We start from the raw sequence: 25,462 nt of genomic DNA, 5'->3' as shown, positions 1-25,462 counted from the left end.
GCCGGTGCGGGTGCAGGCCCCGTTCGAGGTGGCGCCACCGGGCTCGCACCCGATGCAGTTCGAGATTGAGGCGCTGGATTCGTCGGGTCGGCTGGTTGAAAAGTCGGTTTTTTTAGTTCCACGATAAATATGGGAATAACAACATGACACATACCGTTACTGAAGTTTGCATTAAATGCAAATACACCGATTGCGCCGACGTTTGCCCCGTGGACGGCTTCCGCGAAGGCCCGAACTTCCTGACCATCGACCCCGACGAGTGCATTGACTGCGGCGTGTGTATTCCCGAATGCCCGGTCAACGCCATCTACGCCGAAGAAGATGTGCCCAAGGACCAGCAGCACATGACTGCACTCAACGCCGAACTGGCCAAGCTGCCCAGCTTCACCAGCATCACCAAACGCAAAGCCCCGCTGCCAGACGCGGAGGAATGGAAGGACAAGACCGGCAAGCTCCCTTATCTGATCAAATGATTGGTAACCTTTTTTTAACTTTAATAAACCGACATGAGTACTTTTGACCATATCAGCCTGATTCAGGACATCAATGAAAATCTGGCGCCACTGCGCAAATCACAAGCCGAGGCCATGCAGGGCTTTGGCCAGCTGGCGCGGGCCGCCATGGCGGAAGGCGCCATCAGTGCGAAAAACAAGGAACTGATTGCACTGGCGATTGGCGTCACGCAAGGATGCTCTGGCTGCATTGGCTTTCACGTCAAGGCCTTGCACAAGCTGGCCTGCACCAAGGCTGAGCTGGAAGAGATGCTCAGCGTCGCCGTATACATGGGCGGTGGCCCGGCGTTGATGTACGCGGCTGAGGTGCTCCAAGCTTGGGAAAGCATGGCGCCGCAATAACGATGAAAGATAGAAAAGGAACACTTATGAAAACCGCACACGATCTCGTTGCCGCCGCCAAGGCCCGCATTCAGGAAGTCACTGTGGCGGATGCCGAGCAAGCCATCCGCGAGGCCGATGTTTTGCTCGATGTCCGCGAGGCGGATGAATACGCGGCGGGCCACCTGCCCGGTGCCATTCATGCCTCACGCGGCATGCTGGAGTTCAAGCTCAGCAACAGCCCGGAACTCAGTTCGCGCGACCTCAAAATCGTGCTGTACTGCAAGACCAGCGGACGCGCTGCACTGGCGGCCTGTGCGCTGCGTGACATGGGTTATCTGCAAGTCCAATCGATTAGCGGCGGGTTCGATGCCTGGGCCAACGCTGGCAAACCGGTGGTGAAGCCAACGTTGCCAACCTTCGAATAAATGACCTGGGCTGATGATCTTCTGAAATCCCAAGCGGCCAAATGCCAGACTGTGTTTTCAAACCCGAAAGAAACCATGAAAGCTTTTCAAGACCATTACCCGGAAAACCTGGCGCATTGTTACGGCTGCGGCCGGCTGAACACACACGGCCACCAGATCAAGACGCATTGGGATGGCGAGGAGACCGTCACGCATTTCACGCCGGAGTCCTATCACACGGCAGTGCCCGGTTTTACCTACGGCGGTTTGATCGCCTCGCTGATCGATTGCCACAGCACGGGCACGGCCGCAGCGGCGATGTACCGCGCGCAAGGGCGGGAGATGGACACGCTGCCGCCATTTCGCTTCGTCACCGGCTCGCTGAAAGTGGACTTCCTCAAGCCCACGCCCCTGGCAGCCACGCTTGAAATTCGCGGCCGAGTGAAAGAGATCAAGGGCCGCAAGGTGATTGTTGAAACCACGGTGCTGGCTGGCGGTGTCGCCACCGTGCGCGGCGAGGTGGTGGCGGTGCAGATGCCGGAGAACTTCGGCGCGTAAGACGCTTAAGGCGCGTCTTTCCCAACCTGCACCAGACAGTCGTAAAACGTGGGACCGTGGCCCAGGTCGGTCAGGTTTTGACTGGTGACCTGGTTCACATTGGTGCCATCCAGACCGAGCTTGCGCCACCACACGCCCAGCCCATTGACCACGCCGGGGCGGGCGCGTTGGGAGATGGCGACCTTGCAGCGGTAGACGCCGCGCTGGTTGAAGACGCGCACCACTTCGCCGCTGTGCAGGCCGCGCGCGGCGGCGTCCGTCGCGTGCATTTCCAGCAGCGGCTCGCCTTCGATGTCGCGCAGGCTCTTCACGTTGACGAAGCTCGAATTCAGGAAATTGCGCGCCGGCGGCGAGATCATGGCCAGCGGGTAGGTGGCAGATGAGTTGAACGCCTCATGATTGGCCACATGGTCGGGCAGACCATCCAGCCCCTGCGCCGCCAGCCGGTCGCTGAAGAACTCGCATTGGCCGGAGGGCGTGGGGAAGTTGCCTTGGGCAAACGGCGCCTGCGCCAGCTTCAGCGTGGCAAAGCCTTTGTCCAGCAGTTCGTCAAAATCCACCGCGTCGCCATAAGCCATGCGGCACAGCGCCGGGTCGTCGTCGGCAAAGCAGGGCTCGGTGTAGCCCATGTGCTGGGCCAGTTCGCGAAAAATCTGTGTGTTGGGTTTGGCCTCACCCAGCGGCGTTATCGCCGGGCGGTTCAGCAACGCGTCAGTGTGGCCATAGCTGGAATGCACATCCCAGTGCTCCAACTGCGTGGTGGCCGGCAGCAGGTAGTCGGCGTAATCGGCGGTGTCGGTCTGGAAATGCTCCAGCACCACGGTGAACAGATCGTCCCGCGCGAAGCCTTGCACCACCTTGGCCGACTCGGGCGCCACCGCCACCGGGTTGCTGTTGTAGACGATCAGCGCCTCAATCGCCGGCCCGAATTCAGCGCTGGCCGGACGCAAGAGGTCGTCACCAATGGTGCTCATGTTGATGGTGCGCGGCGTTTTGCCGGCCAACAGGTCGGGCCGTTGCAGCGCCGCCTTGTTCACCGGAAACATGCCGGAACTGGACAGCAGCACACCGCCGGCGCGATGGCGCCAGGCGCCGATCAGCGCCGGCAGGCTGGCAATCAGGCGCACGGCATTGCCGCCGCCATGCACGCGTTGCAAACCGTAGTTCATGCGGATGGCGGCCGGCTCACGGCTGGCGACACAGGCGCCGTAGTCGCGGGCCAGGCTGCGGATCTGTTCGACTGAGATGCCGCACACCAAGGCGGCGCGCTCCGGCGACCATTGCAGCGCCCTGCTGCGCAGCAAGTCCCAGCCCAGCGTGTGCTGCGCCAGGTAGTCGTGGTCCAGCCAGTCGTTTGTGATGAGCTCGTGCATCAGCGCCAGCGCCAGTGCGCCGTCGGTTCCGGGCAGCAGCGCGATGTGTTCGTGGCATTTGTCCGCCGTTTCACTGCGTCGCGGGTCAATGCAGACCAGTTTGGCGCCGTTGCGCTTGGCCACCTGGGCGTAGCGCCAGAAATGCAGGTTGCTGGCGATGGAGTTGCTGCCCCAGATCAGGATCAGTTTGGCTTCGGCAAAAAATTCGACTCGCATGCCGACCTTGCCGCCCAGCGTCTGGGTCAGCCCCTCGCCACCGGCGGCGGCGCAGATGGTGCGCTCCAGCAGGGAGGCGCCCAACTTGTGGAAGAAACGGGCCGACATGCCGTCGCCCTGGATCAGCCCCATGGTGCCGGCGTAGCTGTAGGGCAGGATGGCTTGCGCCGCGTCCGGCCCGCGGCTGGCGATGGCGCCCAATTTCGCGGCAATGTCCTGCAGCGCATCGTCCCAGCTCACACGTTCGAACTGGCCGGCGCCCTTGGGGCCGACGCGTTTGAGGGGGTGCAGCAGGCGCTCCGGGTGGTAAGTGCGCTCGGTGTAGCGCGAGACCTTGGTGCACAGGGCGCCGTCGGTGTGCGGATGGGCCGGGTTGCCCTGCACCTTGATGGCGATGCCGCCGGCGACCGTGGTCAGCATGGAGCAGGTATCGGGGCAATCGTGCGGGCAGGCGCCCAGCACTTGGGAAGGAGTAGCGTCGGAGAGGGGTGAAGAGGTTGGATTCATGGGCGTGGGGTAGCTGCGTGCCCATATGCTACGTCGCCTTGCGACGGTGTGCCGGCGCCGCTTTTTTGACCCTGGTTTCCGCCACCAGGTAGAGCGCGACGGCCAGTGCCAGCGGGGCCAGGTAATAAATGCCGCGGTAAGCCAGCAAGGCCGCGAGCAATTCGTGTTTGGGCAACTGGTGCGACAGCAGCACGACAAAAACCGCCTCCAGCACACCGAGTCCGGCCGGCACATGGGTGATGACGCCAGCCACGGCGGCCACCAGCAGCACGCCGGTCACGGTCGGAAAAGCAATTTTTTGCTGCAGCAGCATAAAGACGACGCCGCCCATGAGCAGCCAGTTGCTCGCCCCCATGGCCAGTTGCAGCAGCGCCAGCCGCAGCGAAGGCAGGCTCAGTTCGTGGCCCCTGATCGTGAAGCTGCGCTGGCGCGACACGGCGCACAACAGCAGGTAAAGCAGTGAGCTCGCCAGCAGCACAAAACCCAAAATCTGCAGGCCGGCGCTGCCGATTTTCCATCCGGGCGGCAAGGCCGGGGTGTAAAAGCCAAAAACGACACCGGCCAGCAGCAGGTAGCCCGCCCAGTTGGTCAGCATGCTCAAGGACATGACCCGGGTGATCGTGCCGTTGTCGAGCCCCAGTCGTGAGTACAGCCGAAAGCGCAGCGCGACACCGCCCACCAGCGCGCCCATGTTGAGGCTGAACAGGTAGCTGATGAAGGTGATCCGCATCACGGCCGGCGCACGCAGCGTGTGGCCGGTGTAGTGGCGCCCGAGCAGGTCGAAGGTGCTGTACAGCGTGAGGCTGGCCCAGGCCAGCGCCACGGCGCCCAGCAGCGCGGGCAGCGGGTAGCCGACGAGGGTGGCCAACACCGCGCCCCACTCGACCGCGCGCGCCTCGGTGACCAGCAGCCAGGCCAGCAGCATGAAAAAAACCGCCGTGGCCGCGCGCTTGAACCAGGGCCACCAGACCCGGGCGGTGATGCCGGGCTTGCGCCGCTTCGGCCCCTGCGTCATGACACCTGGCCTTCGTTGACGCGGTCGCTGCCCGGCAGGTTCAGCAGTTTTTCGGCCGGCGTCAGCTGCGGCGTATGGGCCGGCAGCCAGCCAAACCAGGCCGGGTAGCGCCGCAGCAAATGGAACACGAAGAAGCTGCGCAAACTCACCCACAGGCCGGCCTCAGCCACGTCGCTGATCAGAATCTGCTTGCAGCTGGTTTGCATCAGCTGCGCCAGGTGCTCGCCCAGGTGCTGGTTAAAGGCACGGTCCTTGATGATGACGTTGGCTTCCAAGTTGAGCGACAGGCTCAGCGGGTCCAGGTTGCTGGAGCCGACGGTCGACCATTCGTCGTCGGTCAGCGCGACCTTGCCGTGCAGCGGGCGCTCGTGATATTCATAAATTTTCACGCCAGCGACCAGCAGGTGGTGGTACAGCAGGCGGGCCGCGATTTTGACAATCGGCATGTCGGGCTCGCCCTGCAGGATCAGGCGCACATCGACGCCACGCCGCGCCGCCCGGCGCAACTGCCGGAGCAGGCGGTAGCCGGGAAAAAAGTAGGCATTGGCAATGATGATGCGCTGTCGCGCGCCGCGGATGGCGATGCGGTAATGGCGCTCGATATCGCTGGTGTGCTCGCGGTTGTCGCGCGTCACAAAGAGCGTCTCGACCTGACCCGCCGCTGGCAATGTGGTGTTCACCGGCGCTTGCGGCTCGCGCCGAAACAGGCGATCACGCAGGCGGGGCGGCGCTTGCCGGCCGACCAGCAGCTGGCTGCGGGCGTAGTGCTGGATCTGGGGCACCAGCAGGCCCTCAATTTCCACCGCGTAGTCCTGCTTGGCGGTCGGACCGAAGTCCGCCAGGTGATCGGCCGCGAAGTTGATGCCGCCCACAAACGCGCGGGTACCGTCGATCACGACGATCTTGCGGTGCATGCGCCGGAACACATTGGTGCGGTAGCCCCACAGCCGGGGGCTGGGGTCAAAGACATGAACCCGCACACCGGCCTGGGTCAGCGCCGAGATGAAGGCCGGCGACAGGTCGGGTGAGCCGTAGCCGTCCACCGTAACGTCGATCTGCACGCCGCGCCGCGCCGCCGTCAGCAGCGCCGCCTGCAAGGCCAGGCCGACCTTGTCTTCAAACAGGATGAAGGTTTCCAGCAGGATCTCGCGCTCCGCCGCGGCAATACATTCAAACACCCGCGGGAAGAAGCTCTCGCCGTTGATCAGCAGCGTGACGCGGTTGCCGCCAACCCAGCGTGTCTTCACAATTCGATCTCCGCCGCCAGCGGTGCGTGGTCCGACAGGTGCGACCAGGGTTTGGCCGGCAGCACCACCGGTGCGTGGATGATGGCGTTGCGCACATAAATGCGGTCCAGCGCCAGCAGCGGGAAACGCGCCGGGAAGGTGCGGGCGGCCTGGCCATGAGCCTGCACAAACACCTCGTGCAGGCCGGCGCCCTGCGCCAGCACGGCGTGCGCGCGGCCGCGCCAGTCATTGAAGTCGCCGGCCACGATCACCGGGGCGCCGGCCGCGATGTCTTGGTTCACCAACTCGCACAACATGTGCAACTGCTTGACACGGTGCGACTCGGTCAGGCCGAGATGCACGCAGATGGCGTGAACAGGCGTGTCGCGGCCGGGCACCTGCAGCACACAGTGCAGCAGGCCGCGCCGCTCGGTGCCGCTGATGGACACGTCGCGGTTGTCGAAACTGGTGATGGGAAACTTCGACAGCACGGCGTTGCCATGGTGGCCGTTGGGGTAGACGGCGTTGCGGCCGTAGGCAAACTGCGGCCAGATGCTGTCGGCCAGGAACTCATAGTGAGGGGTGGCCGGGTAGTCGTCCACCCGGCTTTCGTGCCAGGCGTGGGTCCCGGTGACCTCCTGCAGGAACACGAGATCGGCACCCACAAAACGGACCGCTTCGCGCAGCTCGTGCAGCATGAATTTGCGGTTGAAAAAGGTGAAGCCCTTGTGGATGTTGACCGTGAGTACCTTGACCGACAGGCCCAGCGAGGCCGTTGCCATGGCCTCCTGCGTGGCGGCGACACTGACTTGGGCAAGGGATTCGGGTGAAAGCATGGGCGGCAGAAAAGGGAAACACACATTGTTGCGCCGCCGGGCACAAACTGCCTGTAGGACAGCAGGCTGATTCTGCTATTTCTCAACAAGTTGAGAAACCAGGGCCATGGGCAAGGCCTTCCAACGCCATGAACGGCTTGGCTTTAGCGCTTGGTTATAGACTCTGGCGACAGGAGATGCCATGAAACTGATTGATTCCATCGTGAGCCAGGCGGCGGCGATAACCACCCTTCGCCGCGACATCCACGCCCACCCCGAGTTGTGTTTTGCGGAGGTCCGCACCGCCGAGGTGGTGGCGCAGAAGCTGACCGAGTGGTGCATCCCGATTCACCGCGGCCTGGGCACCACCGGCGTGGTCGGGATTGTCAAAAGCGGCACATCGGGTCGGGCTATCGGCCTGCGCGCCGACATGGACGCGCTGCCGATGCAGGAGTCCAACAGCTTCAGCCACGCCAGCCAGCACCCCGGCAAGATGCACGCCTGCGGCCACGACGGCCACACCGCCATGCTGCTGGGGGCGGCCCAGCATCTGGCGAAGAATCGGGATTTTGACGGCACGGTGTACCTGATTTTTCAGCCGGCCGAGGAGGGCGGCGGCGGCGCCCGCGAGATGATCCGGGACGGCCTGTTTGAGAAATTCCCGATGGAGGCGGTGTTTGGCATGCACAACTGGCCGGGTTCGGCCGTAGGCAAATTTGCCGCCAGTGGGGGGCCGGTGATGGCGTCGAGCAACGAATTCAAGATCACTATCCACGGCAAGGGCGGCCATGCCGCCCTGCCGCACAACGGGCTGGACCCGGTGCCGGTGGCCTGCCAGCTGGTGCAGGCCTTCCAGACCATCATCAGCCGCAACAAAAAGCCGATTGACGCCGGTGTCATCTCCGTCACCATGATCCACGCCGGCGAGGCCACCAACGTCATTCCCGACCGCTGCGAGCTGCAGGGCACGGTGCGCACCTTCAGCCTCGAGGTGCTGGACCTGATCGAGCAGCGCATGCGCCAGATCGCCGAGCACACCTGCGCCGCGTTCGAGATGCGCTGCGAGTTTGAGTTTGTGCGCAACTACCCGCCCACCATCAACAGCGCGCGGGAGGCCGAATTTGCACGCCAGGTCATGGCCAGCATCGTCGGCGAAGCCAATGTGCTGGTGCAGGAACCGACCATGGGGGCGGAGGATTTCTCCTACATGTTGCAGGCCAAACCCGGTTGTTACAGTTTCATCATGAATGGCGACGGCGCCCATCGCGCCATCGGCCACGGCGGCGGTCCCTGTACGCTGCACAACGCGAGTTATGACTTCAACGATGACTTGATTCCGCTGGGAGCCACTTATTGGGTGCGGCTGGCTGAAACATGGCTGGCTGCCAAATAAGTCGCGGTCTGCCCGTGGGTCAATGCATGCCGGATATCTTCCTGTTCAATCGTCTTGCCAGGCTTGCACTGGTCTGGGCCGTCGGCGCCTGCGCTGCCGGCTTCACACCCGATACGCGCGCCGCGGGGAATGCCGCGCCGTCCGCGTCGGCACGGCAGCGTAGTTCACCCGCCAAAGTGCAGCCTGACCTGTCGGGCGACACACGCGTCGGCAAGGCATCGATTTTTGCCAGAAGGTTCGCCGGCAGAAAGATGGCGGACGGCAGCAAAATGGACCCGCACGGCGACAACGCTGCGAGCAAGACGCTTCCGCTGGGCACCACGGCGAAGGTGACCCACCTGGAGACCGGCCAGAGCGCAATCGTCACCATCCAAGACCGCGGGCCGTATGTGAAGGGCCGGATCGTGGATCTCTCGCCTTCCACGGCGCACAAAATCGGGATAACGCAGGCCAATGGTGTGGCCAGGGTCCAGGTTGATCCCATCACGGTCCCGCTGCCTGACGGCAGCGTGAAAGCCGGCGTCGCGGCGGAGGAGGCCAGAGCGGAGGTGCCCACGTCTGGCGATCACGGTGGCTAACACGCCTTGTTCGGGCCGTATGATTTGCTATTAAATAAGTAGCTTATTGCGCTTATTACACGAGGGCTACAGCGTGTTTAGTCATCAAAACGCCGGGCTTCCATCTCCAGCAGGCCGTCGAAGATCAGGTTGTCCACCAGTTCGAACTGCACGGACATATTGGGCGCCATCTTCCAGCCGGCGCCGCCGGTCATGATGCATTTGGGCTCGGCGCCGCAGTGGTTGCGCACGTGCTGCACCATGCGTTCCACCGCGCCGGCAATGGCGTAGGTGCCACCGCTGGTGAGGGCGTCGCTGGTGTTGGTGGGGAATTCGCGCACGTCGCCGGTCGGCACATGCAGGCCGGCGGTGCCGGACTCCAGCGCGCGCAGCATGATGCCGTGGCCGGGCAGGATCAGGCCGCCGAGGAATTTGCCGCTGGCATCAATCGCCTCCACGGTGACGGCCGTACCGACCATGACGACGACCATGGGCCGCGCCGGGCCTTGCGCCAGCGAGCGGTGCCAGGCGCCGATCATCGCCACCCAGCGGTCAGCGCCCAGGCGCGTGGGGTGGTCGTAGCCATTGGTCAGGCCGGCTTCGGCCGCCCGGGCCACGACCCAGCGCGGTTCCACGTCCCAGATTTCCATTTGTTCCTGGACCCGGCGTTTGAGCGCGTCGCCCGCCACGTTGCAGCCCAGCATGCGTTCGGGCGGGGCCAGCGTGGCCCAGGCGCCATCGGCCAGCTTGTCGATGTTTTCAAGAAACTCGGCGCCCTGCGCCAGCAAGGGCGCATGGGGATGGGGGGCCTGGTAAAGCGCCCATTTCAGGCGGGTGTTGCCAACGTCGATTGCCAGAAATGTCATGGCGTCATTATCATCAAACCGGCTGAGACGCTTCAGCCCTGGCGCCAGGGCAGGCCGTGAAAGCGCCAACCGCCCTTGCGTCCGCGTTGCGCGTGTTGGTCCGGGTCGCCCTCAAAACCTTCCAGGATGTTGTAGGCCTCCAGCCCCAGTTCGGTGGCACGCTTGGCGGCGGCGATGGAGCGCACGCCGCTGCGACACATGAAAACCACCTTTTTGTCCGCCGGCACCGCCGCCTGCAGCCCCACATCGAACGAGCTGTTCATGGCCATGCCCGGCCACTGCTTCCAGGCCAGCGGCACGGCGCCCGGCACAAAACCGACCCATTCACGCTCGGCGTCGGTGCGCACATCGACCAGCACGGCATCGCCCGCCTGCCACCATTGGCAGGCCAATTGGGGCGAGACATCGCCGGCATAACCCGGCGCCGGCCGCGCCGTGAGCAGGGCCTCGCCACCGGCGTCATGGCGCAGGCCGGAGCTGAGATTGGCCGGCACGGCTTCGTCAATGCGCTTGGGTTTGGGTAAATGCAGCGCGGCCATGATGGCCGTGAACTCGTCCAGCGTCTTGCCGGCCACGCGTGCATTGCCGGACTTCTCGGCGCCGATGGTCGAGTGGGTGCGGCCGTTGTAGTCGTGCCCCGGCCAGACGGTGGTGGCGTCGGGCAGGGCAAACAGCACATGGGTCAGGCTGTGGTACATCGCCTCGGCACTGCCGGACTGGAAATCGGTGCGGCCACAGCCGTTGATCAGCAAGGTGTCGCCGGTGAAGACATGGTCGCGCCACAGATAGCTCATGCTGCCGGCGGTGTGACCGGGGGTCAGCAGTGCCCGCAGTTGCTCGGTGCCAAAACTCAGGGTGTCGCCGTCCTTGAGCTGCACCGCCGCGGTGTTGATGCCGCAGCCCTCGGGCGCGGCGGTTTTTGCGCCGGCCAGCTCGGCCAGCTGGCCGGCACTGGTGATGTGGTCGGCATGGGCGTGGGTTTCCACACTCCACAGCAGCTTGAGGCCGTATTGGCGCAAGGTCGCCAGATCGCGCTCCAGCTGCACATCGACCGGGTCAATGATGACGGCCTCGCGCGTGGTCTCGTCAAACAGGATGTAGGTGTAGGTGCTGGAGGCCGGGTCAAAAAGCTGTATGGGGTTCATGGTGCGTACCAAAGAGAGGGAATAAGTCAGCCTGAAACAGGAATAGCACTCTAAATGATTTTTGTAAATGGGGCATCGGCAGGGACCGGCCGGCGATGCGCATTTCGACGACATCGCCGGGGAACGGCCCGCCCGCAAGGTGGCATCGAGTTAATCGCATCATTGCGCACATTCAGGCTTGAGAAGGATGAAAAGTAAAAAGTCTTTTACTTTAGATAGCGATTTACTGGGTGGAAACCCTAGCCTGAACAGGGTCGGAATGTGCGCAAAATCAGTCAGAACTTATTTTTACAACAGGAGACTCACTTGACTGATAGAACCCCTCCCCGTCGTCGCAGCCTGCTCAAGGGCGTTGCCTTGGCCGCAGGTGCCATATCCGCCCCCATGATCGCCAAGGCGCAAACAGGGCCAATTTCAATGCGCTGGCAGAGCACATGGCCATCGAAAGACATCTTTCACGAGTACGCCCTCGACTACGCCAAGAAAGTGAACGACATGACCGGCGGCGATCTCAAGATCGAAGTTCTACCCGCGGGCGCCGTGGTGCCGGCATTCGGACTATTGGAAGCGGTGTCCAAGGGCACGCTGGATGGCGGACATGGTGTCTTGGGCTACCACTACGGCAAGCAGAATGCGCTGGCGCTGTGGAACTCCGGTCCGGCCTTCGGCATGGACGCCAACATGATATTGGCCTGGCACAAGTATGGTGGCGGGGCCGAATTGTTGGCCAAACTCTACGCCTCCATCGGCGGCAATGTGCAGTCCTTCCTGTACGGCCCCATGGCGACCCAACCACTGGGCTGGTTCAAGAAGCCCATCACAAAACCGGAGGATTTCAAGGGCCTCAAGTTCCGCACCAACGGCCTGGCGATCGATTTGTTCACGGCGATGGGCGCCGCAGTGAATGCACTTCCCGGCGGTGAGATCGTGCCGGCGATGGACCGCGGTCTGCTCGATGGGGCCGAGTTCAACAATGCCTCATCGGACCGACTGCTCGGCTTTCCTGACGTGTCCAAGGTCTGCATGCTGCAGAGCTACCACCAGAGCGCCGAAACCTTCGAGATCATGTTCAACAAGACCAAATACGATGCTTTGCCACCGAAAATGAAGGCAATCATCGCAGGCGCAACCGAGGCCGCGTCGGCCGAGATGTCCTGGAAGGCGATTGACCGTTATTCCAAGGACTACATCGAGTTGCAGACCAAGGACAAGGTCAAGTTTTACAAGACCCCGGATTCAATTCTGCAGGCTCAACTCAAACTGTGGGATGTCATTATTGAAAAGAAGTCGGCGGAAAACCCCTTATTCAAGGAAGTTGTCGCATCGCAGAAGGCGTTTGCCGAGCGCGCCGTGAAGTGGGACCAGGACACCTACGTCAGCCGGCGCATGGCCGTGAACCATTTCTTCTCAGCCAAGAAGGCTTGAGCGTTTTCTTGCCGCATCCGTCAGCCATTCGGGCCCAGTCCGGATGGCTGATTTTTTAAGCAGACCAGAATATGCAGAAATTGCTTCTAGCGACCGACCGGATCAGTACCTTTGTAGGCCAGGCGTTTTCATGGCTCATCGTCGCCCTCACGTTCATGATTTCCTGGGAGGTGTTCTCGCGCTATGCACTCGACAATCCGCACCCGTGGGCCTTCGATGTCATGAGCATGATGTACGGCAGCCTGTTCATGATGGCGGGCGCCTACACCTTGTCCAAGAATGGCCATGTGCGCGGTGATGTGCTCTATGGGTTTTTCCCGCCGCGCTTGCAGGCTGGTCTGGATCTGGCTTTGTATATCTTGTTTTTCATGCCGGGGGTATTTGCGCTGGCTTGGGCCGGCTACAACTATGCCGCCGATTCCTGGGCCATCAACGAGCATTCGAACATCACCGCCAACGGCCCGCCGGTTTACCCGTTCAAGACCATCATCCCGATCGCCGGAGCCTTCCTGCTGGCACAGGGTCTGGTTGAAATCGTGCGCTGTATCGTCTGCCTGCGCCAAGGCGAATGGCCCTCGCGCGGAGAAGACGTCGAGGAAGTGGACGTCGAAAAACTGAAGGAAATGGTGCACGTCAAGGACGAGGATATCGCCAAACTCGATGCCTTCGTCGTCAATCCGAAGGGGAGCCAGAAATGAGAAAAGAAGTCTGGTTCGGGCTCTCGATCATGGTCATGGTCGTGCTGGCCGCCTTCGTCCTGTTGCCATCGCCCTCCATGATGACCAACGGCCATCTGGGTCTATTGATGCTGGCGCTGGTCGTTGTCGCCATCATGCTCGGCTTTCCCACCGCGTTCACCCTGATGGGCATGGGCATGGTGTTTGCCTGGATCGCTTACCGAAGTCAGAATCCCGGGTTGGCGGTGCAGCAGACGCTGGACCTGATGGTGCAGCGCACCTATTCGGTGATGTCGAATGACGTGCTGATTTCCATTCCCCTGTTCGTGTTCATGGGCTACCTGATCGAGCGCGCCAACCTGATCGAGAAGCTGTTCAAGAGCATGCACCTCGCCACCGCGCGCATTCCGGGTTCGCTGGCGGTGGCGACCATCATCACCTGCGCGATCTTCGCCACCGCGACCGGCATTGTGGGCGCCGTGGTCACCCTGATGGGTCTGCTGGCCTTGCCCGCCATGCTGCGCGCCGGCTACAGCGTGCAGCTCTCGGCCGGTGCCATCACGGCGGGCGGGTGTCTGGGTATTCTGATCCCGCCGTCGGTCATGCTGATTGTGTACGGGGCCACCGCGGGTGTGTCGGTGGTCAAGCTCTATGCGGGCGCCTTCTTTCCCGGCCTCATGCTGGCAGGTTTGTACGTCCTCTACGTGATTGTGCTGGCCAAGCTCAAACCCCATCTCGCGCCGCCCATGTCGGCCGAAGAGCGGCGCGTGCCGCTGCCCGTGTTCGCGGAAATCGTCTCGACCAGCATCAGTAACAGAGTCCTGCCCGGGCTGATCGGTGCGATCAAGGGCAAGCGCAATGCCGCGGTACCGATGCATGAGCTCCTCAGCCACCTGCTGATCGCCTTTTTGCCAGCGCTGGCAGTCGTGCTGATCATGGGAACTGTTTTCCTGAAGGTGACGGCCCCGATCCCGACTGAGGCGATGGAGGGGGTGGTTGCGATGGGCAGTGCAGCCATGGGCACGGCCGGGGACGATCAGGCCGAAGCCGGGGGCCTGCAGGAGCCTGAAGCAGAGAGCGGCTTGCAGGAGCCCCCCAGTGAAGAGGCGACGCAAGCACCCGCGGCCAGCGTCCCCGCAGAGACCGCGAAGCCGAGCGCGCCAATAGCGGCCGAGCCAGCGGTCTCGTCTGAGCGCGTGCCGGCACCAGCGAGTTTCTGGGTCGCGCTGGCCAGCTGTGCCGTTGCCCTGGCACTCTTCTATGCATTTTTCAGCTTCGCCCGGCTGGAGATCTTCAAGATGCTGCTGGGGTCGTTCTTCCCACTGGCGATCATGATTTTGGCGGTGCTGGGCAGTATCGTGTTCGGGCTGGCAACGCCGACCGAGGCCGCGGCCATGGGTTCGCTGGGCGGTCTGGTGCTGGCAGCGGCCTATCGGCGACTCAACTTCGGGGTATTGAAGGAGTCGGTCTTCCTGACGGCGAAGACCAGCGCCATGGTCTGCTGGCTGTTCGTTGGCTCGAGCATTTTCTCGGCCGCGTTCGCCCTGCTTGGCGGGCAGGAGATCATCAACCAGTGGGTGTTGTCGCTCGACATGACGCCGGTGCAGTTCATGATCATGGCGCAGGTCGTGATCTTTCTGCTGGGCTGGCCGCTGGAGTGGACCGAGATCATCGTCATTTTCATGCCGATTTTCATCCCGCTGCTGCCGCACTTCGGCGTTGATCCGCTGTTCTTCGGCTTGCTGGTGGCACTGAATCTGCAAACTGCATTCCTGAGTCCACCGGTGGCGATGGCCGCGTTTTACCTGAAGGGCGTGAGCCCGCCGCATGTGACGCTGAACCAGATCTTCTCTGGCATGCTGCCTTTCATGGCGATCCAGGTGCTGGCCATTATTCTCTTGTACCAGTTCCCGGCGATCGGTCTGTGGCTACCTCAGCTGCTTTACAAATAGCGCGTCCGCGACAGGTGTTGACATTGAACAAGGGGCGCGCAAGCGCCCCTTGTTTTTTAGAAAGACGGTAAGATTGACGTTTACGTAAACGTCAAGTCAGCGAATGCATGTTTGATGCTGGCTCTGATACCCCCATAAAACGGAGACACCCCCATGACCGATCTGTCCGCTGAGTTCAAAGCGCTCGCCAACTACCGCCCTGCGAACAAAGTGCGCTTTGTCACGGCCGCCAGCCTGTTCGACGGACACGATGCCGCCATCAACATCATGCGCCGCATCCTGCAGGGCATGGGGACCGAGGTGATTCACCTGGGACACAACCGCAGCGTGGAAGAGGTCGTGACCGCCGCCCTGCAGGAAGACGCGCAAGGCATCGCCATCAGCTCCTACCAGGGCGGGCATGTGGAGTACTTCAAGTACATGGTGGACCTGCTGAAGGAACGCGGCGGCGCGCACATCCAGGTGTTTGGCGGCGGCGGCGGTGTCATCGTGCCGCCGGAAATCCGCGAGCTGCAGGCCTACGGCGTGGCGCGCATCTTCAGCCCGGAAGACGGCCAAAGAATGGGGCTGGCCGGCATGATCGGCGAGATGGTGATGCGCTGCGACAAGGATCTCAGCAGCTACGCCCCGACCGACATCAAAGCCATCCAGGGCCACAGCGAGATGAGCTGGCGCGCGCTGGCGCAGCTGATCACGGCGCTGGAGAACGAAAAAGCCTCGGGTGAGGCCAAAGGCGTTCTTTCGGAGTCATTAACGGCGCTGACCCAGGAAATCCGTGCGCAGGCCGCTACCAAAAAGATACCCGTGCTGGGCATCACCGGCACCGGCGGCGCTGGCAAGTCGTCCCTGACCGACGAGCTGATCCGCCGACTGCGCCTGGACCAGGACGACAGCCTGCGCGTGGCCGTGATCTCCATCGATCCCTCAAGACGCAAGAGCGGCGGCGCGCTCTTGGGCGACCGCATCCGCATGAACGCCATCAGCCCCTGGAGCCAGGGTCCCCGCGTCTTTATGCGCAGCTTGGCCACACGCGATTTCGGCAGCGAGATCAGCGCCGCCCTGCCGGACGTGATTGCCGCCTGCAAGGTCGCCGGTTTTGATTTGATCGTGGTGGAAACCTCGGGCATTGGCCAGGGCGACGCGGCTATCGTGCCGCATGTGGACGTACCGCTGTACGTGATGACGCCCGAGTTTGGCGCCGCCAGCCAGCTGGAAAAAATCGACATGCTGGACTTCGCCGAGTTCGTCGCCATCAACAAGTTCGACCGCAAGGGCGCGCTCGACGCCTTGCGCGACGTGGCCAAGCAGGTGCAGCGCAACAAGGAGGCCTGGACCACGCCGGCCGACCAGATGCCGGTGTTTGGCACCATGGCCGCGCGTTTCAACGACGACGGCGTCACCGCCCTGTACCAGGCTTTGAAAGTCCGGCTCGCGGCGCTGGGACTGAAGGTGACTGAAGCGGGTCAGTTGCCGAGTGTGGCGGTGCGCCACAGCACGAATCAGACCCCGGTGGTGCCGGCGGGACGCACCCGCTACCTGGCGGAAATCAGCGACACCGTGCGGGCCTACAAAAAACGCGCCCGCAGTCAGGCCCTACTGGCGCGTGAAATCCAGCAGCTGCGCGCATCCGGCCGCATGCTGCAGGAGGACGACGCCAGCAAGGTCAACGCCTGCCAGGCGGTGCTGGACCTGGCCGAACAGCGCGAAGCGCATCTGGGCGCGGCCGAACGCAAGCTGCTGGCGCAATGGCCGCTCATGCAGGCCGCCTACGCCGGTGACGAATACGTGGTCAAGATGCGCGACAAGGAAATCCGCACGGCGCTGACCAGCAAGTCACTCAGCGGCACCACCATCCGCAAGGTGGCGCTCCCCACTTTTGAAGACCACGGCGAGATCCTGAAATGGCTGACGCTGGACAACGTGCCCGGCAGCTACCCTTACACAGCTGGCACCTTCGCCTTCAAGCGCGAGGGCGAGGACCCGACCCGCATGTTCGCCGGCGAGGGCGACGCCTTTCGCACCAACACCCGCTTCAAGCTGCTCAGTTCCGGCATGGCGGCGAAGCGCCTGTCGACCGCCTTTGACAGCGTGACGCTGTACGGCAACGACCCCGATCCGCGGCCTGACATCTACGGCAAGGTCGGCAACAGCGGTGTCTCGATTGCCACGCTGGACGACATGAAAGTGCTGTATGGCGGCTTCGATTTGTGCAGCCCGAGCACCTCCGTGTCCATGACCATCAACGGCCCGGCGCCCAGCATCCTGGCCATGTTCATGAACACGGCGATCGACCAGAACATCGACAAATTCAAACTGGAGAACGGGCGCGAGCCGACCGACACCGAGCTGGAAAAGCTCCGCGAGTGGGTGCAGGAAAACGTGCGCGGCACGGTGCAGGCCGACATCCTGAAGGAAGACCAGGGCCAGAACACCTGCATTTTCTCCACCGAATTCAGTCTGAAGGTGATGGGCGACATCGCCGAGTACTTCGTGCACAACCGGGTGCGCAACTTCTACAGTGTGAGCATCAGCGGCTACCACATCGCCGAGGCCGGCGCCAATCCGATCAGCCAGTTGGCGTTCACGCTCAGCAACGGCTTCACCTTTGTGGAAGCCTATCTGGCGCGCGGCATGCACATCGACGACTTCGCGCCGAACCTGAGCTTCTTCTTCTCCAACGGCATGGACCCCGAATACACCGTGATGGGCCGGGTGGCGCGCCGCATCTGGGCCGTGGCGATGAAAGAGAAGTACGGCGCTAACGAACGCAGCCAGAAGCTCAAATACCACATCCAGACCAGTGGCCGCAGCCTGCACGCGCAGGAAATCCAGTTCAACGACATCCGCACCACGTTGCAGGCGCTGATTGCGATTTACGACAACTGCAACAGCCTGCACACCAATGCCTTCGACGAAGCCATCACCACGCCGACCGAAGACTCGGTGCGCCGCGCGATGGCGATCCAGCTCATCATCAACCGGGAATGGGGCCTGGCCAAGAACGAGAACCCATCGCAAGGCGCCTTCATCATCGAGGAGCTGACCGAGCTGCTGGAAGAAGCGGTGCTGCTGGAGTTCGAGCGCATCGCGGAACGCGGCGGCGTGCTAGGCGCCATGGAAACCGGCTACCAGCGCGGCAAGATCCAGGACGAGAGCATGCACTACGAGATGCTGAAACACACCGGCGAGCTGCCCATCATCGGCGTCAACACCTTCCGCAACCCGCATGGCGACGCGGTGCATGACACGCTGGAGCTGGCGCGCTCCACCGACGAGGAAAAACAGAACCAGCTCAAACGCCTGGCTGACTTCCATGCGCTGCACGCGAACGAGTCGCCGGCCATGCTGAAACGTCTGCAGCAGGCGGTGATCGAGAACAAGAACGTGTTCGAGGTACTGATGGACGCCGTGCGCGTGTGCTCGCTGGGCCAGATCACCAACGCCTTGTTTGAAGTGGGCGGGCAGTACCGGCGCAATATGTGAGGCCGGGCAAGAATCGCTATATTTTAAGTAGCTAACTGCGCAGTATCCACGGGGGCTGTAGGCCAAAAATGGGCTATGTATGAATTAGCTGTTGAAACACTTCGCTTCCCTGTAGAACCGATTTGCTCCTTCCCTCTGGCGAATTGAATTTCAACAGTTAATGCAGACATAGCCCAAAAATGCCTAAAAACTCCGGGCAAAAAAACAGGGCGGTAAAACCGCCCTTGTTTTGGTACCACCGGCTTGATCAACCGCCTTTTTTGCAGCGCTTGCCGGGGTTTTTCTTGTTGTTGGTGGCGGCGCCACGCTCCAGGCTGCGCAGTTGACCGTGAGGGGCCGTGTAGCACACGCCTTTGGGTGCCGCAGGGCGGGGGGTGGCGAGGCGGTCGGCTTCGGTGCGGATGATCTTTGCCATGAGAAATAACTCCAGTTAATTGTCTAAACCCGCGATTATCTCAGCACTTGGCCGGTGCCGTACCTGGCCTACCACGATCTGGTCATTTGGGCGTGACAACCAAGAGTGCTCGCTTTCCCCTAGGAAACTCTGACGGATGCACTATGTTGCACTGGTACGATCGATAAGTTGAATTTCAAATTATTTTTTTAGGAAAAATCATGCAAGTATTTCGCTCCCTGACGACGCTTCTTTTCGCGGCTGTCGTGTCCGTATCGGCCCTGGCACAAGACCACGGCACCAAGGACGAAGCCAAGGCCCTGGCCAATGCCGCACTGTCGCACATCAAAAAAGCAGGCAATGAGCAGGCGTTCAAGGACTTCACGGCCGACAAGGCCAACTGGACCAAGAAGGACCTTTACGTCTTTGTCATTGACACCAAAGGCGCCATGTTGGCGCATGGCGCCAACGACAAGCTGGTGGGCAAGAACCTGCTGGAACTCAAGGATCAGAACGGCAAGCCCTTCATGCGCGAACTCACCGCGCTGGCCGCCAGCAAGGGCGATGGCTGGGTCGAATACGACTGGGCGCACCCGGTGACGAAGAAGGTGGAAGGCAAGGCCAGCTACGTCAAGGCGATCCCCGGATTTGACGGCGGCGTCGGCGTCGGCATTTATCGCTAGTCGCGCAAGCGACTGAGCGGCGGGCCTTGCGCCTTACGAAAACGCGCAAGGCGCCGATATCCATTCCTGGACTGTATTTTTCTTAAAGAGCACCTCATGAAACTGTTTCGCACCCTGACAACCCTGCTTTTCGCGGCTGTTGTGTCTGTATCGGCCCTGGCACAAGACCACGGCACCAAGGATGAAGCCAAGGCCCTGGCCAACGCCGCGCTGGCGCACATCAAAAAAACGGGCCATGAGCAGGCTTTCAAGGACTTCACGACCGACAAGGCCAACTGGACCAAGAAAGATCTGTACGTTTTTGCCATGGACAGCAAGGGTGTCACGCTGGCTCACGGCGCCAATGACAAGCTGGTCGGCAAAAACATGATGGAACTCAAGGACCAGAACGGCAAGCCCTTCATGCGCGAACTCACAGATACGGCCGCGACCAAAGGCGAGGGCTGGGTCGACTATGACTGGACCCACCCGGTCAGCAAAAAAGTGGAAGGCAAATCCACGTTCGTCAAGCGTATTCCCGGTTTTGACGGCAGCGTGTCGGTCGGCACTTACCGCTAATCGTTCGACTTCAGGAAGGAATATGCTTTGAAACCAATCTTCGACCGTCTGCCCTTGATGGCCAAAGTGGCACTGGCGCCCGCGCTGGTGCTGTTGTGCATGCTGACCGTCGCTTTGTACGGCCTGTGGACCTCCCAGGCGACGTCGCGCACGCTGGACTTTCTGACGCAGCAGAGTCTGGTGCGCGTGACCCTGGTCGCGCAAGCGCAGGAGCGGGCCGTGGCGACCAACGGCATGGTGATGCAAAGCGTGGCCTACGCCGGCGCGGGTCTGAAGCCTGAAGTCATCAAGGCGCTGGACCAGAAGATTGGCACGGAACTCAAGACAACCCAGCAACGCTTTGACCAGCTGCGCGACGTGTTTGCAGACGACAAGGACGCGCTGGCCCGCCTGACGCGGCTTGACGCGGCCTACAAAAATTACACCAAAGGCGCGCTCGATACGATCGACATGAAAGACGCCGATCTGAGCACGGCCGCCGTCATGATGAGCACGGCCGAGACGGCTTATACCGAAACCCGTGCCGTGCTGGGCGAAATGTTCAGCCACGAGGTCAAAGCGGCGACGCTCAGCGGTGAGCTCGCCACGGCCAGCCTGGCCACCGGCAACACCGCGACGATGACACTGGCCGCCATCGCACTGGTGCTGGGCACGCTGGTCACTTGGTTGATAGCGAGCCAGATTGTCCAGCCGCTCCAGGCCGCTGTGGGCATCGCACGCGATGTGGCGGACGGCAATTTGAGTCTGCGCGAGGTGCAGGCCGGTCGCGACGAGACCGGGCAGGTGCTGCGCGCGCTGGGCGAGGTGGCACAACGCCTGAACGCCATGATTGCCAACATCCGCAGCGGGGCCGATCAGATCGACACCGCCGCCAGCGAGATTTCGATTGGCAACAACGACCTGGCCACCCGCACGGAACAAACCGCATCCGCCTTGCAGGCAACCTCATCGTCCGTGGCCGATCTGGCCAACACCATCCAGCTGAACGCGGAAACCGCCACCCGGGCCAACCAGCTTGCCTTGGACGCCTCGCGCGTGGCGCAGCAAGGCGGCAGCGACGTGGCCGAAGTGGTGAAAACCATGGATGCCATCAGCGTGCAGGCCAAGCGCATCAGTGAAATCATTGGCACGATCGATGGCATCGCCTTTCAAACCAATATTCTGGCGCTCAATGCCGCGGTGGAAGCGGCCCGGGCCGGTGAGCAGGGCCGGGGCTTTGCCGTGGTGGCCAGCGAGGTGCGGAGTCTGGCACAGCGCAGTAGCGAGGCGGCCAAGGAGATTCGGGGTCTGATCGGCGCCTCGGTGGATCAAGTCGCCTCCGGCACCAGCAAGGTTCACGCGGCCGGCGAAACCATGCGCCGCATCGTGGCCTCGATCGAGCAGGTCAGCACCATGGTGGCCGAGATTTCCCGTGCCACGGCCGAGCAGGCCGAGGCCATCCACGGTGTCAACGATGCCGTGTCCGACATGGACCGCAACACCCAGCAAAACGCGGCGCTGGTGGAGCAGAGTGCCGCCGCAGCCGAGTCACTGCGGATGCAGGCGGCCGGCCTGGTGCAGACTATTTCCGTTTTTCACGTCACCGACCAGCTGCGACTGGCGTGATGAGCTTGATCCGTGCGCTGCCGGCGGCAGCAACGGCTTATTGCGGGTCCTGATCGGCCTCGTTGGCGCCCGCAGGCTTGGCAGTCCGCAGGCCGTCTTTCACCAGTAATTCCAGATAAAACGCATCGCCGCCTTCCTTGGCGACGGCGTCAATCAAGCTGGTGATGGTGGCGAAATGCACCACCGTGGCGTTGGCTTCGCTGGTGCCGAACTTGCAGTCAAAATCCCAGAAGTCCACACCCTCGGGCAGCGGCACGCGGCGCTGGCGTTTGACGTATTTGCGGATTTCATGCTTGGTGGCTTCCAGCACGCGGTCACGGTTTTTGCCTTCGATGTTGAGTTTGAATGTTTTTTTCACGGTAGCCTTTAGAGAATTTGAGACTGTGCGGGACAGACCTGCAGCGCTGTCTCCGGTAGATGAGGGGCGTCCGATACCCGCCCGGACGGGCGTGAATCGCAAGGGCTCGATTATGCGACGTCCCCCTCTTGCATGGCCCCCGCTGTCTCGGTGTGGCGCGCATAAGGCTTAAACTGTGCGCCCGGCCCGATCCCCCTGACTTCACTCCACAAAGCGCCCCCTTATGCCATTTTCCTCTCTGGGCCTGTCCCCGTCCCTGCAACGCGCCGTCAGCGCCAAAGCGTATGTTGCGCCCACGCCGGTCCAGCTGGAAGCCATTCCGGCCATTCTGCAGGGCCGCGATGTGCTGGGCTCGGCGCAAACCGGCTCGGGCAAGACGGCGGCCTTTGCCCTGCCGCTGCTGCAGCAGCTGGAACAGGCCCCGCCGGAGAGCCTGCGGCGGGTGCGCGCGCTCATTCTGGTGCCCACGCGCGAACTCTGCACCCAGGTCGGTGAGGAGTTCCGCAACCTGGCGGCCCACCTGCCGCGCGCGCTGAAAGTCTCCATCGTGTTTGGCGGCGTCTCCATCAACCCGCAAATGATGCGGCTGCGCGGCGGCAGCGACATCGTCGTCGCCACCCCCGGCCGGCTGCTGGACCTGGTCCAGCACAACGCCCTGTCTTTGGCCGACGTCAAGGCGCTGGTGCTGGACGAAGCCGACCGCCTGCTGGACCTGGGTTTTTCCGAGGAACTCAAGCGCATCCTCACGCTGCTGCCGGTTCAGCGGCAAAACCTGTTTTTCTCGGCCACCTTTCCCCCTGCCGTGCAGGCACTGGCCCAGACGCTGCTGCGCGATCCGGTGCGGGTCGAGGTGGTACCGGCGCCGCAGAGCGCGCCGGACATTCTGCAGCGCGCCATTGCGGTGGACACGGGTCGGCGCACCCAGCTCTTGCGCCACCTGATGGCGCAAAACCACTGGAGCCGGGTGCTGGTGTTCGTCGCGACAAAGCATGCCGCCGAGATGGTAGCCGACAAGCTGCGCAAGGCGCGCATCAATGCCGAGCCCTTCCATGGCGAGTTGAGCCAGGGCAAGCGCACGCAGGTGCTGGCGGATTTCAAAGCCTCGCGCCTCAAGGTCGTGATTGCCACCGATGTGGCAGCCCGCGGGCTGGACATTGCGCAGTTGCCGGTGGTGGTGAATTTCGATCTGCCGCGCTCGGCGGTGGACTACACGCACCGCATCGGGCGCACCGGGCGGGCGGGTGAAAGAGGTGTCGCGGTGAGCTTTGTCAGCGCCGACACCGAGGGGCATTTCCGCTTGATTGTGAAGCGCCAGGGTCTGAGTCTGGTACTGGAACAGATTGAGGGCTTCGAGCCGCTGCAAACTGCGCCGGTGGCCACCCTCGCCACGGATGGCAGCCTGATCGACCCATCAAATGGTGGCGTCAAAGGCAAACGTCCGAGCAAGAAAGACAAGCTACGGGCGGCTGCTGACCGCAGCCAATAAAGCGCGAGTGGCCGCGCTGAATACTCAGTTCAGCAGAAAGGCGCGCGCCTCGTCCTGGCGATCCTGCTCATCGATGGCTTCGTCAAAGGCCGCGCGGCTGGCCAGTGCTTCCTGGGTGTAGGGAATCAGCGGCTTGTCCAGCGGGCGCAGCTTGTGGCGGCGCAGGCCGCGCAGCTGCTGCGAGCGTTCCATGGTCTGCAACACCCGTTCGGGCTCCATCATCAGGCTGAACGGATTGAGGGCAAAAGCAGTATGGGTCATCAGGATTCTCCGGTGGGTTCACCGCGTCATCAGTAAGCTTTGGCGCGTAAGACAACTGTAGTCGCCACCCCCGGGAACTGAAGTCAGCATTCGGCTGCACAGCCTGTAGGTGTTTACCTGACAGAGCTGAACCCTATAAAAGCCGCACGCGCACGCTTTTGCCCTTGACCTTGCCCTCATTGAGCTTACGCATGGCCTCGTGCGCAATCTCGCGTTTCACCGCGACAAAGGTGGTGAATTCGGTCACATTGATCTTGCCGATTTGCTCGCGGCTGTAGCCGGCATCGGCGGTCAAGGCGCCCAGCACATCACCGGGGCGAATCTTCTCTTTGCGGCCACCCAGAATCTGCAAGGTCACCATTGGCGGCTTCAGCGGCCCCTCGCCCGTGGGCGTGAGTTCTTCCACCTTGTGCCACACCGATTCGCGCTTTTGGTACTGCTCGATCTTGCCGACAAAACCCATCTCATTCATGCTGGCCAGGCTCAGCGCCAGGCCGGTTTCGCCGGCGCGCCCAGTGCGGCCGATGCGGTGAATGTGGATCTCGGCATCCGGCGTGATGTCGACGTTGATCACCGCTTCCAGCTGCGTGATGTCCAGGCCGCGCGAAGCCACGTCGGTGGCCACCAGCACCGAGCAACTGCGGTTGGCAAACTGCGCCAGCACCTGGTCGCGCTCGCGCTGCTCCAGCTCGCCGTACAGCGCCAGCGCGCTAAAGCCCTGCTCCTGCAGGTAGGTCACCAGGTCTTTGCACTGCTGCTTGGTGTTGCAAAAGGCCAGCGTACTGATGGGGCGGAAGTGGTTCAGCATCTGCGCCACGGTCGCCAGCCGGGTGTGGCGGGTGACCTCGTAAAAACGCTGCTCGATCAGGCTCTCGGTATGCTGCGACTCGACCTTGATCTGCACCGGATCGCGCATGAATTGCTTGGCCAGTTTCTCGATACCTTCCGGGTAGGTGGCGGAAAACAACAGGGTTTGGCGCTCTTTCGGGCATTGCTTGGTGACGGTGGCAATGTCGTCAAAGAAGCCCATGTCCAGCATGCGATCGGCTTCGTCCAGCACCAGGGTGTTGAGGGCTTCGAGGTTCAAATACTCGCGCTCCAGATGGTCCATGATGCGCCCCGGCGTGCCGACCACGATGTGCGCGCCCTGCTCGAGCGAGGCGCGCTGACCGCGCAAGGCCACGCCGCCACACAGGGTGACGACCTTGATGTTGTCCGTCGCGCGTGCGAGCCGGCGAATCTCGATCGTCACTTGGTCCGCAAGCTCGCGCGTCGGGCACAGCACCAGGGCTTGCACGGCAAAGCGGCGCGGGTTGAGATTCGTCAGCAAGGCCAGGGCGAAGGCGGCGGTCTTGCCGCTGCCGGTCTTGGCCTGCGCAATCAGGTCCTTGCCTGCCAGTGCGGTCGGCAGGCTGGCGGCCTGGATCGGCGTCATCTCCAGGTAGCCCAGTTGTTCCAGGTTGGCCAGGGTGGCCGGGTTCAGGGGCAGGGTCGCGAAGCTGGTGCTGGCAGACGCTTTGGCGGCGGCAGGGGCCGCCTTTGATTCAGTAGTACTCATGGGGTGATTATCCGTACAAGCTCTACTTGTGCGAAAAGCCGCATGGTGTACGCTCGCGCACAGAACATTTGGTCATAAAAGTTACATATTGAATCATCCAATACCCTACGC

General features: G+C 62.4%; 24 protein-coding genes and 1 pseudogene. 14 read left to right on the top strand and 11 right to left on the bottom strand.

Annotated features, from left to right (window positions below):
* Positions 1-143 precede the first annotated feature (143 nt).
* The 4 genes from fdxA (at position 144) to C5P05_RS07630 (ending at position 1,798) form a co-directional block, all read left to right on the top strand.
* Positions 144-473: a ferredoxin FdxA gene (gene fdxA / locus C5P05_RS07645; RefSeq protein ID WP_114969260.1), complete on the top strand. Its 330-nt coding sequence runs from the start codon at positions 144-146 to the stop codon at positions 471-473.
* Positions 474-506: 33 nt separating this feature from the next.
* The gene (locus C5P05_RS07640) at positions 507-854 is read left to right on the top strand and encodes a carboxymuconolactone decarboxylase family protein (RefSeq protein WP_114969259.1); all 348 of its coding nucleotides are present in this window, start codon (positions 507-509) and stop codon (positions 852-854) included.
* Between the two features lie 26 nt (positions 855-880).
* Positions 881-1,261, top strand: a complete 381-nt coding sequence (locus tag C5P05_RS07635; RefSeq protein ID WP_114969258.1) for a rhodanese-like domain-containing protein — start codon at positions 881-883, stop codon at positions 1,259-1,261.
* Positions 1,262-1,336: 75 nt separating this feature from the next.
* Positions 1,337-1,798 (top strand): PaaI family thioesterase, encoded by a 462-nt coding sequence (locus C5P05_RS07630; RefSeq protein WP_114969265.1) that lies wholly within the window; start codon positions 1,337-1,339, stop codon positions 1,796-1,798.
* Positions 1,799-1,803: 5 nt separating this feature from the next.
* On the opposite strand, the gene C5P05_RS07625 is transcribed toward C5P05_RS07630, so the two are convergent.
* Genes C5P05_RS07625 through C5P05_RS07610 form a run of 4 tightly spaced genes read right to left on the bottom strand, consistent with a single transcriptional unit; the run spans position 1,804 to position 6,971 of the window.
* Positions 1,804-3,894, bottom strand: coding sequence for a molybdopterin-containing oxidoreductase family protein (locus C5P05_RS07625; protein ID WP_114969257.1), 2,091 nt, complete (start codon positions 3,892-3,894; stop codon positions 1,804-1,806).
* Positions 3,895-3,922: 28 nt separating this feature from the next.
* Positions 3,923-4,909 (bottom strand): lysylphosphatidylglycerol synthase domain-containing protein, encoded by a 987-nt coding sequence (locus C5P05_RS07620; RefSeq protein WP_114969256.1) that lies wholly within the window; start codon positions 4,907-4,909, stop codon positions 3,923-3,925.
* Entirely contained in the window at positions 4,906-6,156 is a 1,251-nt protein-coding gene (gene clsB / locus C5P05_RS07615; RefSeq protein ID WP_114969255.1) for a cardiolipin synthase ClsB, read from the bottom strand. The genes C5P05_RS07620 and clsB overlap by 4 nt, the downstream gene beginning before the upstream one ends.
* Positions 6,153-6,971: an endonuclease/exonuclease/phosphatase family protein gene (locus C5P05_RS07610; RefSeq protein WP_198674658.1), complete on the bottom strand. Its 819-nt coding sequence runs from the start codon at positions 6,969-6,971 to the stop codon at positions 6,153-6,155. The genes clsB and C5P05_RS07610 overlap by 4 nt, the downstream gene beginning before the upstream one ends.
* 181 nt (positions 6,972-7,152) lie before the next feature.
* Between C5P05_RS07610 and C5P05_RS07605 the strand changes: the two genes are divergently transcribed.
* Positions 7,153-8,343 (top strand): M20 aminoacylase family protein, encoded by a 1,191-nt coding sequence (locus C5P05_RS07605; RefSeq protein ID WP_114969254.1) that lies wholly within the window; start codon positions 7,153-7,155, stop codon positions 8,341-8,343.
* Positions 8,344-8,369: 26 nt separating this feature from the next.
* On the top strand, positions 8,370-8,921 hold the full coding sequence (locus tag C5P05_RS07600) for a septal ring lytic transglycosylase RlpA family protein (RefSeq protein WP_114969253.1): 552 nt from the start codon (positions 8,370-8,372) through the stop codon (positions 8,919-8,921).
* 77 nt (positions 8,922-8,998) lie between these two features.
* Here the strand turns inward: C5P05_RS07600 and C5P05_RS07595 are convergent, their stop codons facing one another.
* From C5P05_RS07595 to C5P05_RS35105, 3 genes and pseudogenes are all read right to left on the bottom strand, one after another.
* Positions 8,999-9,766 (bottom strand): type III pantothenate kinase, encoded by a 768-nt coding sequence (locus C5P05_RS07595; RefSeq protein ID WP_114969263.1) that lies wholly within the window; start codon positions 9,764-9,766, stop codon positions 8,999-9,001.
* A 32-nt stretch (positions 9,767-9,798) separates the two neighbouring features.
* Positions 9,799-10,236, bottom strand: a complete 438-nt coding sequence (locus C5P05_RS34010) for a rhodanese-like domain-containing protein (protein WP_420130728.1) — start codon at positions 10,234-10,236, stop codon at positions 9,799-9,801.
* A pseudogene (locus tag C5P05_RS35105) lies at positions 10,231-10,911 on the bottom strand (MBL fold metallo-hydrolase); the annotation flags it as partial. The gene C5P05_RS34010 and the pseudogene C5P05_RS35105, both read right to left, overlap by 6 nt.
* A 306-nt stretch (positions 10,912-11,217) precedes the next feature.
* Between C5P05_RS35105 and C5P05_RS07585 the strand changes: the two are divergent.
* From C5P05_RS07585 to icmF, 4 genes are all read left to right on the top strand, one after another.
* Entirely contained in the window at positions 11,218-12,336 is a 1,119-nt protein-coding gene (locus tag C5P05_RS07585; protein WP_232834388.1) for a TRAP transporter substrate-binding protein, read from the top strand.
* A gap of 71 nt (positions 12,337-12,407) precedes the next feature.
* Positions 12,408-13,034, top strand: a complete 627-nt coding sequence (locus C5P05_RS07580) for a TRAP transporter small permease subunit (protein ID WP_114969251.1) — start codon at positions 12,408-12,410, stop codon at positions 13,032-13,034.
* Positions 13,031-14,965 (top strand): TRAP transporter large permease, encoded by a 1,935-nt coding sequence (locus C5P05_RS07575; RefSeq protein ID WP_114969250.1) that lies wholly within the window; start codon positions 13,031-13,033, stop codon positions 14,963-14,965. The genes C5P05_RS07580 and C5P05_RS07575 overlap by 4 nt, the downstream gene beginning before the upstream one ends.
* A gap of 153 nt (positions 14,966-15,118) precedes the next feature.
* On the top strand, positions 15,119-18,448 hold the full coding sequence (gene icmF / locus C5P05_RS07570; RefSeq protein WP_114969249.1) for a fused isobutyryl-CoA mutase/GTPase IcmF: 3,330 nt from the start codon (positions 15,119-15,121) through the stop codon (positions 18,446-18,448).
* 247 nt (positions 18,449-18,695) lie between these two features.
* On the opposite strand, the gene C5P05_RS34005 is transcribed toward icmF, so the two are convergent.
* Positions 18,696-18,863, bottom strand: a complete 168-nt coding sequence (locus tag C5P05_RS34005) for a hypothetical protein (RefSeq protein WP_198674657.1) — start codon at positions 18,861-18,863, stop codon at positions 18,696-18,698.
* 200 nt (positions 18,864-19,063) lie between these two features.
* On the opposite strand from C5P05_RS34005, the gene C5P05_RS07565 reads away from it, so the two are divergent.
* The 3 genes from C5P05_RS07565 (at position 19,064) to C5P05_RS07555 (ending at position 21,688) form a co-directional block, all read left to right on the top strand.
* Positions 19,064-19,525 carry a cache domain-containing protein gene (locus C5P05_RS07565; RefSeq protein WP_114969248.1) on the top strand — a complete coding sequence of 154 codons (462 nt, stop codon included), beginning with the start codon at positions 19,064-19,066 and terminating at the stop codon, positions 19,523-19,525.
* A gap of 96 nt (positions 19,526-19,621) precedes the next feature.
* On the top strand, positions 19,622-20,083 hold the full coding sequence (locus C5P05_RS07560) for a cache domain-containing protein (RefSeq protein WP_114969247.1): 462 nt from the start codon (positions 19,622-19,624) through the stop codon (positions 20,081-20,083).
* A 27-nt stretch (positions 20,084-20,110) separates the two neighbouring features.
* Positions 20,111-21,688, top strand: coding sequence for a methyl-accepting chemotaxis protein (locus C5P05_RS07555; RefSeq protein WP_114969246.1), 1,578 nt, complete (start codon positions 20,111-20,113; stop codon positions 21,686-21,688).
* Between the two features lie 37 nt (positions 21,689-21,725).
* On the opposite strand, the gene C5P05_RS07550 is transcribed toward C5P05_RS07555, so the two are convergent.
* Complete coding sequence (locus C5P05_RS07550) at positions 21,726-22,046, bottom strand: DUF6172 family protein (RefSeq protein ID WP_114969245.1); 321 nt, start codon at positions 22,044-22,046, stop codon at positions 21,726-21,728.
* A 223-nt stretch (positions 22,047-22,269) separates the two neighbouring features.
* Here C5P05_RS07550 and C5P05_RS07545 point away from each other — a divergent pair, with 223 nt between their 5' ends.
* Entirely contained in the window at positions 22,270-23,532 is a 1,263-nt protein-coding gene (locus C5P05_RS07545; RefSeq protein ID WP_114969244.1) for a DEAD/DEAH box helicase, read from the top strand.
* 24 nt (positions 23,533-23,556) lie between these two features.
* Here C5P05_RS07545 and C5P05_RS07540 read toward each other — a convergent pair whose 3' ends face one another.
* Both C5P05_RS07540 and dbpA read right to left on the bottom strand, forming a co-directional pair.
* Positions 23,557-23,793 (bottom strand): hypothetical protein, encoded by a 237-nt coding sequence (locus C5P05_RS07540; protein ID WP_114969243.1) that lies wholly within the window; start codon positions 23,791-23,793, stop codon positions 23,557-23,559.
* A gap of 133 nt (positions 23,794-23,926) precedes the next feature.
* On the bottom strand, positions 23,927-25,351 hold the full coding sequence (dbpA, locus tag C5P05_RS07535; protein ID WP_114969242.1) for an ATP-dependent RNA helicase DbpA: 1,425 nt from the start codon (positions 25,349-25,351) through the stop codon (positions 23,927-23,929).
* Between the last annotated feature and the right edge of the window lie 111 nt (positions 25,352-25,462).

This window comes from Rhodoferax ferrireducens (assembly GCF_003347515.1).
Taxonomy (GTDB): domain Bacteria; phylum Pseudomonadota; class Gammaproteobacteria; order Burkholderiales; family Burkholderiaceae_C; genus Rhodoferax.
Note: the sequence above shows the minus strand (reverse complement) of the source record. Positions and strands in the feature narration are given on the sequence as shown.

Excerpts from the sequence above, each read along its gene's own strand:
- C5P05_RS07630 (WP_114969265.1), top strand. The coding sequence starts at position 1,337 with ATGAAAGCTTTTCAAGACCATTACCCGGAAAACCTGGCGCATTGTTAC.
- C5P05_RS07540 (WP_114969243.1), bottom strand. The coding sequence starts at position 23,793 with ATGACCCATACTGCTTTTGCCCTCAATCCGTTCAGCCTGATGATGGAG.
- C5P05_RS07545 (WP_114969244.1), top strand. The coding sequence starts at position 22,270 with ATGCCATTTTCCTCTCTGGGCCTGTCCCCGTCCCTGCAACGCGCCGTC.
- C5P05_RS07600 (WP_114969253.1), top strand. The coding sequence starts at position 8,370 with ATGCCGGATATCTTCCTGTTCAATCGTCTTGCCAGGCTTGCACTGGTC.
- C5P05_RS07595 (WP_114969263.1), bottom strand. The coding sequence starts at position 9,766 with ATGACATTTCTGGCAATCGACGTTGGCAACACCCGCCTGAAATGGGCG.
- C5P05_RS07625 (WP_114969257.1), bottom strand. The coding sequence starts at position 3,894 with ATGAATCCAACCTCTTCACCCCTCTCCGACGCTACTCCTTCCCAAGTG.
- C5P05_RS34005 (WP_198674657.1), bottom strand. The coding sequence starts at position 18,863 with ATGGCAAAGATCATCCGCACCGAAGCCGACCGCCTCGCCACCCCCCGC.
- C5P05_RS07640 (WP_114969259.1), top strand. The coding sequence starts at position 507 with ATGAGTACTTTTGACCATATCAGCCTGATTCAGGACATCAATGAAAAT.
- fdxA (WP_114969260.1), top strand. The coding sequence starts at position 144 with ATGACACATACCGTTACTGAAGTTTGCATTAAATGCAAATACACCGAT.
- C5P05_RS07635 (WP_114969258.1), top strand. The coding sequence starts at position 881 with ATGAAAACCGCACACGATCTCGTTGCCGCCGCCAAGGCCCGCATTCAG.
- C5P05_RS07565 (WP_114969248.1), top strand. The coding sequence starts at position 19,064 with ATGCAAGTATTTCGCTCCCTGACGACGCTTCTTTTCGCGGCTGTCGTG.
- C5P05_RS07610 (WP_198674658.1), bottom strand. The coding sequence starts at position 6,971 with ATGCTTTCACCCGAATCCCTTGCCCAAGTCAGTGTCGCCGCCACGCAG.
- dbpA (WP_114969242.1), bottom strand. The coding sequence starts at position 25,351 with ATGAGTACTACTGAATCAAAGGCGGCCCCTGCCGCCGCCAAAGCGTCT.
- C5P05_RS07575 (WP_114969250.1), top strand. The coding sequence starts at position 13,031 with ATGAGAAAAGAAGTCTGGTTCGGGCTCTCGATCATGGTCATGGTCGTG.
- C5P05_RS07560 (WP_114969247.1), top strand. The coding sequence starts at position 19,622 with ATGAAACTGTTTCGCACCCTGACAACCCTGCTTTTCGCGGCTGTTGTG.
- C5P05_RS07620 (WP_114969256.1), bottom strand. The coding sequence starts at position 4,909 with ATGACGCAGGGGCCGAAGCGGCGCAAGCCCGGCATCACCGCCCGGGTC.
- C5P05_RS07580 (WP_114969251.1), top strand. The coding sequence starts at position 12,408 with ATGCAGAAATTGCTTCTAGCGACCGACCGGATCAGTACCTTTGTAGGC.
- icmF (WP_114969249.1), top strand. The coding sequence starts at position 15,119 with ATGACCGATCTGTCCGCTGAGTTCAAAGCGCTCGCCAACTACCGCCCT.
- C5P05_RS07605 (WP_114969254.1), top strand. The coding sequence starts at position 7,153 with ATGAAACTGATTGATTCCATCGTGAGCCAGGCGGCGGCGATAACCACC.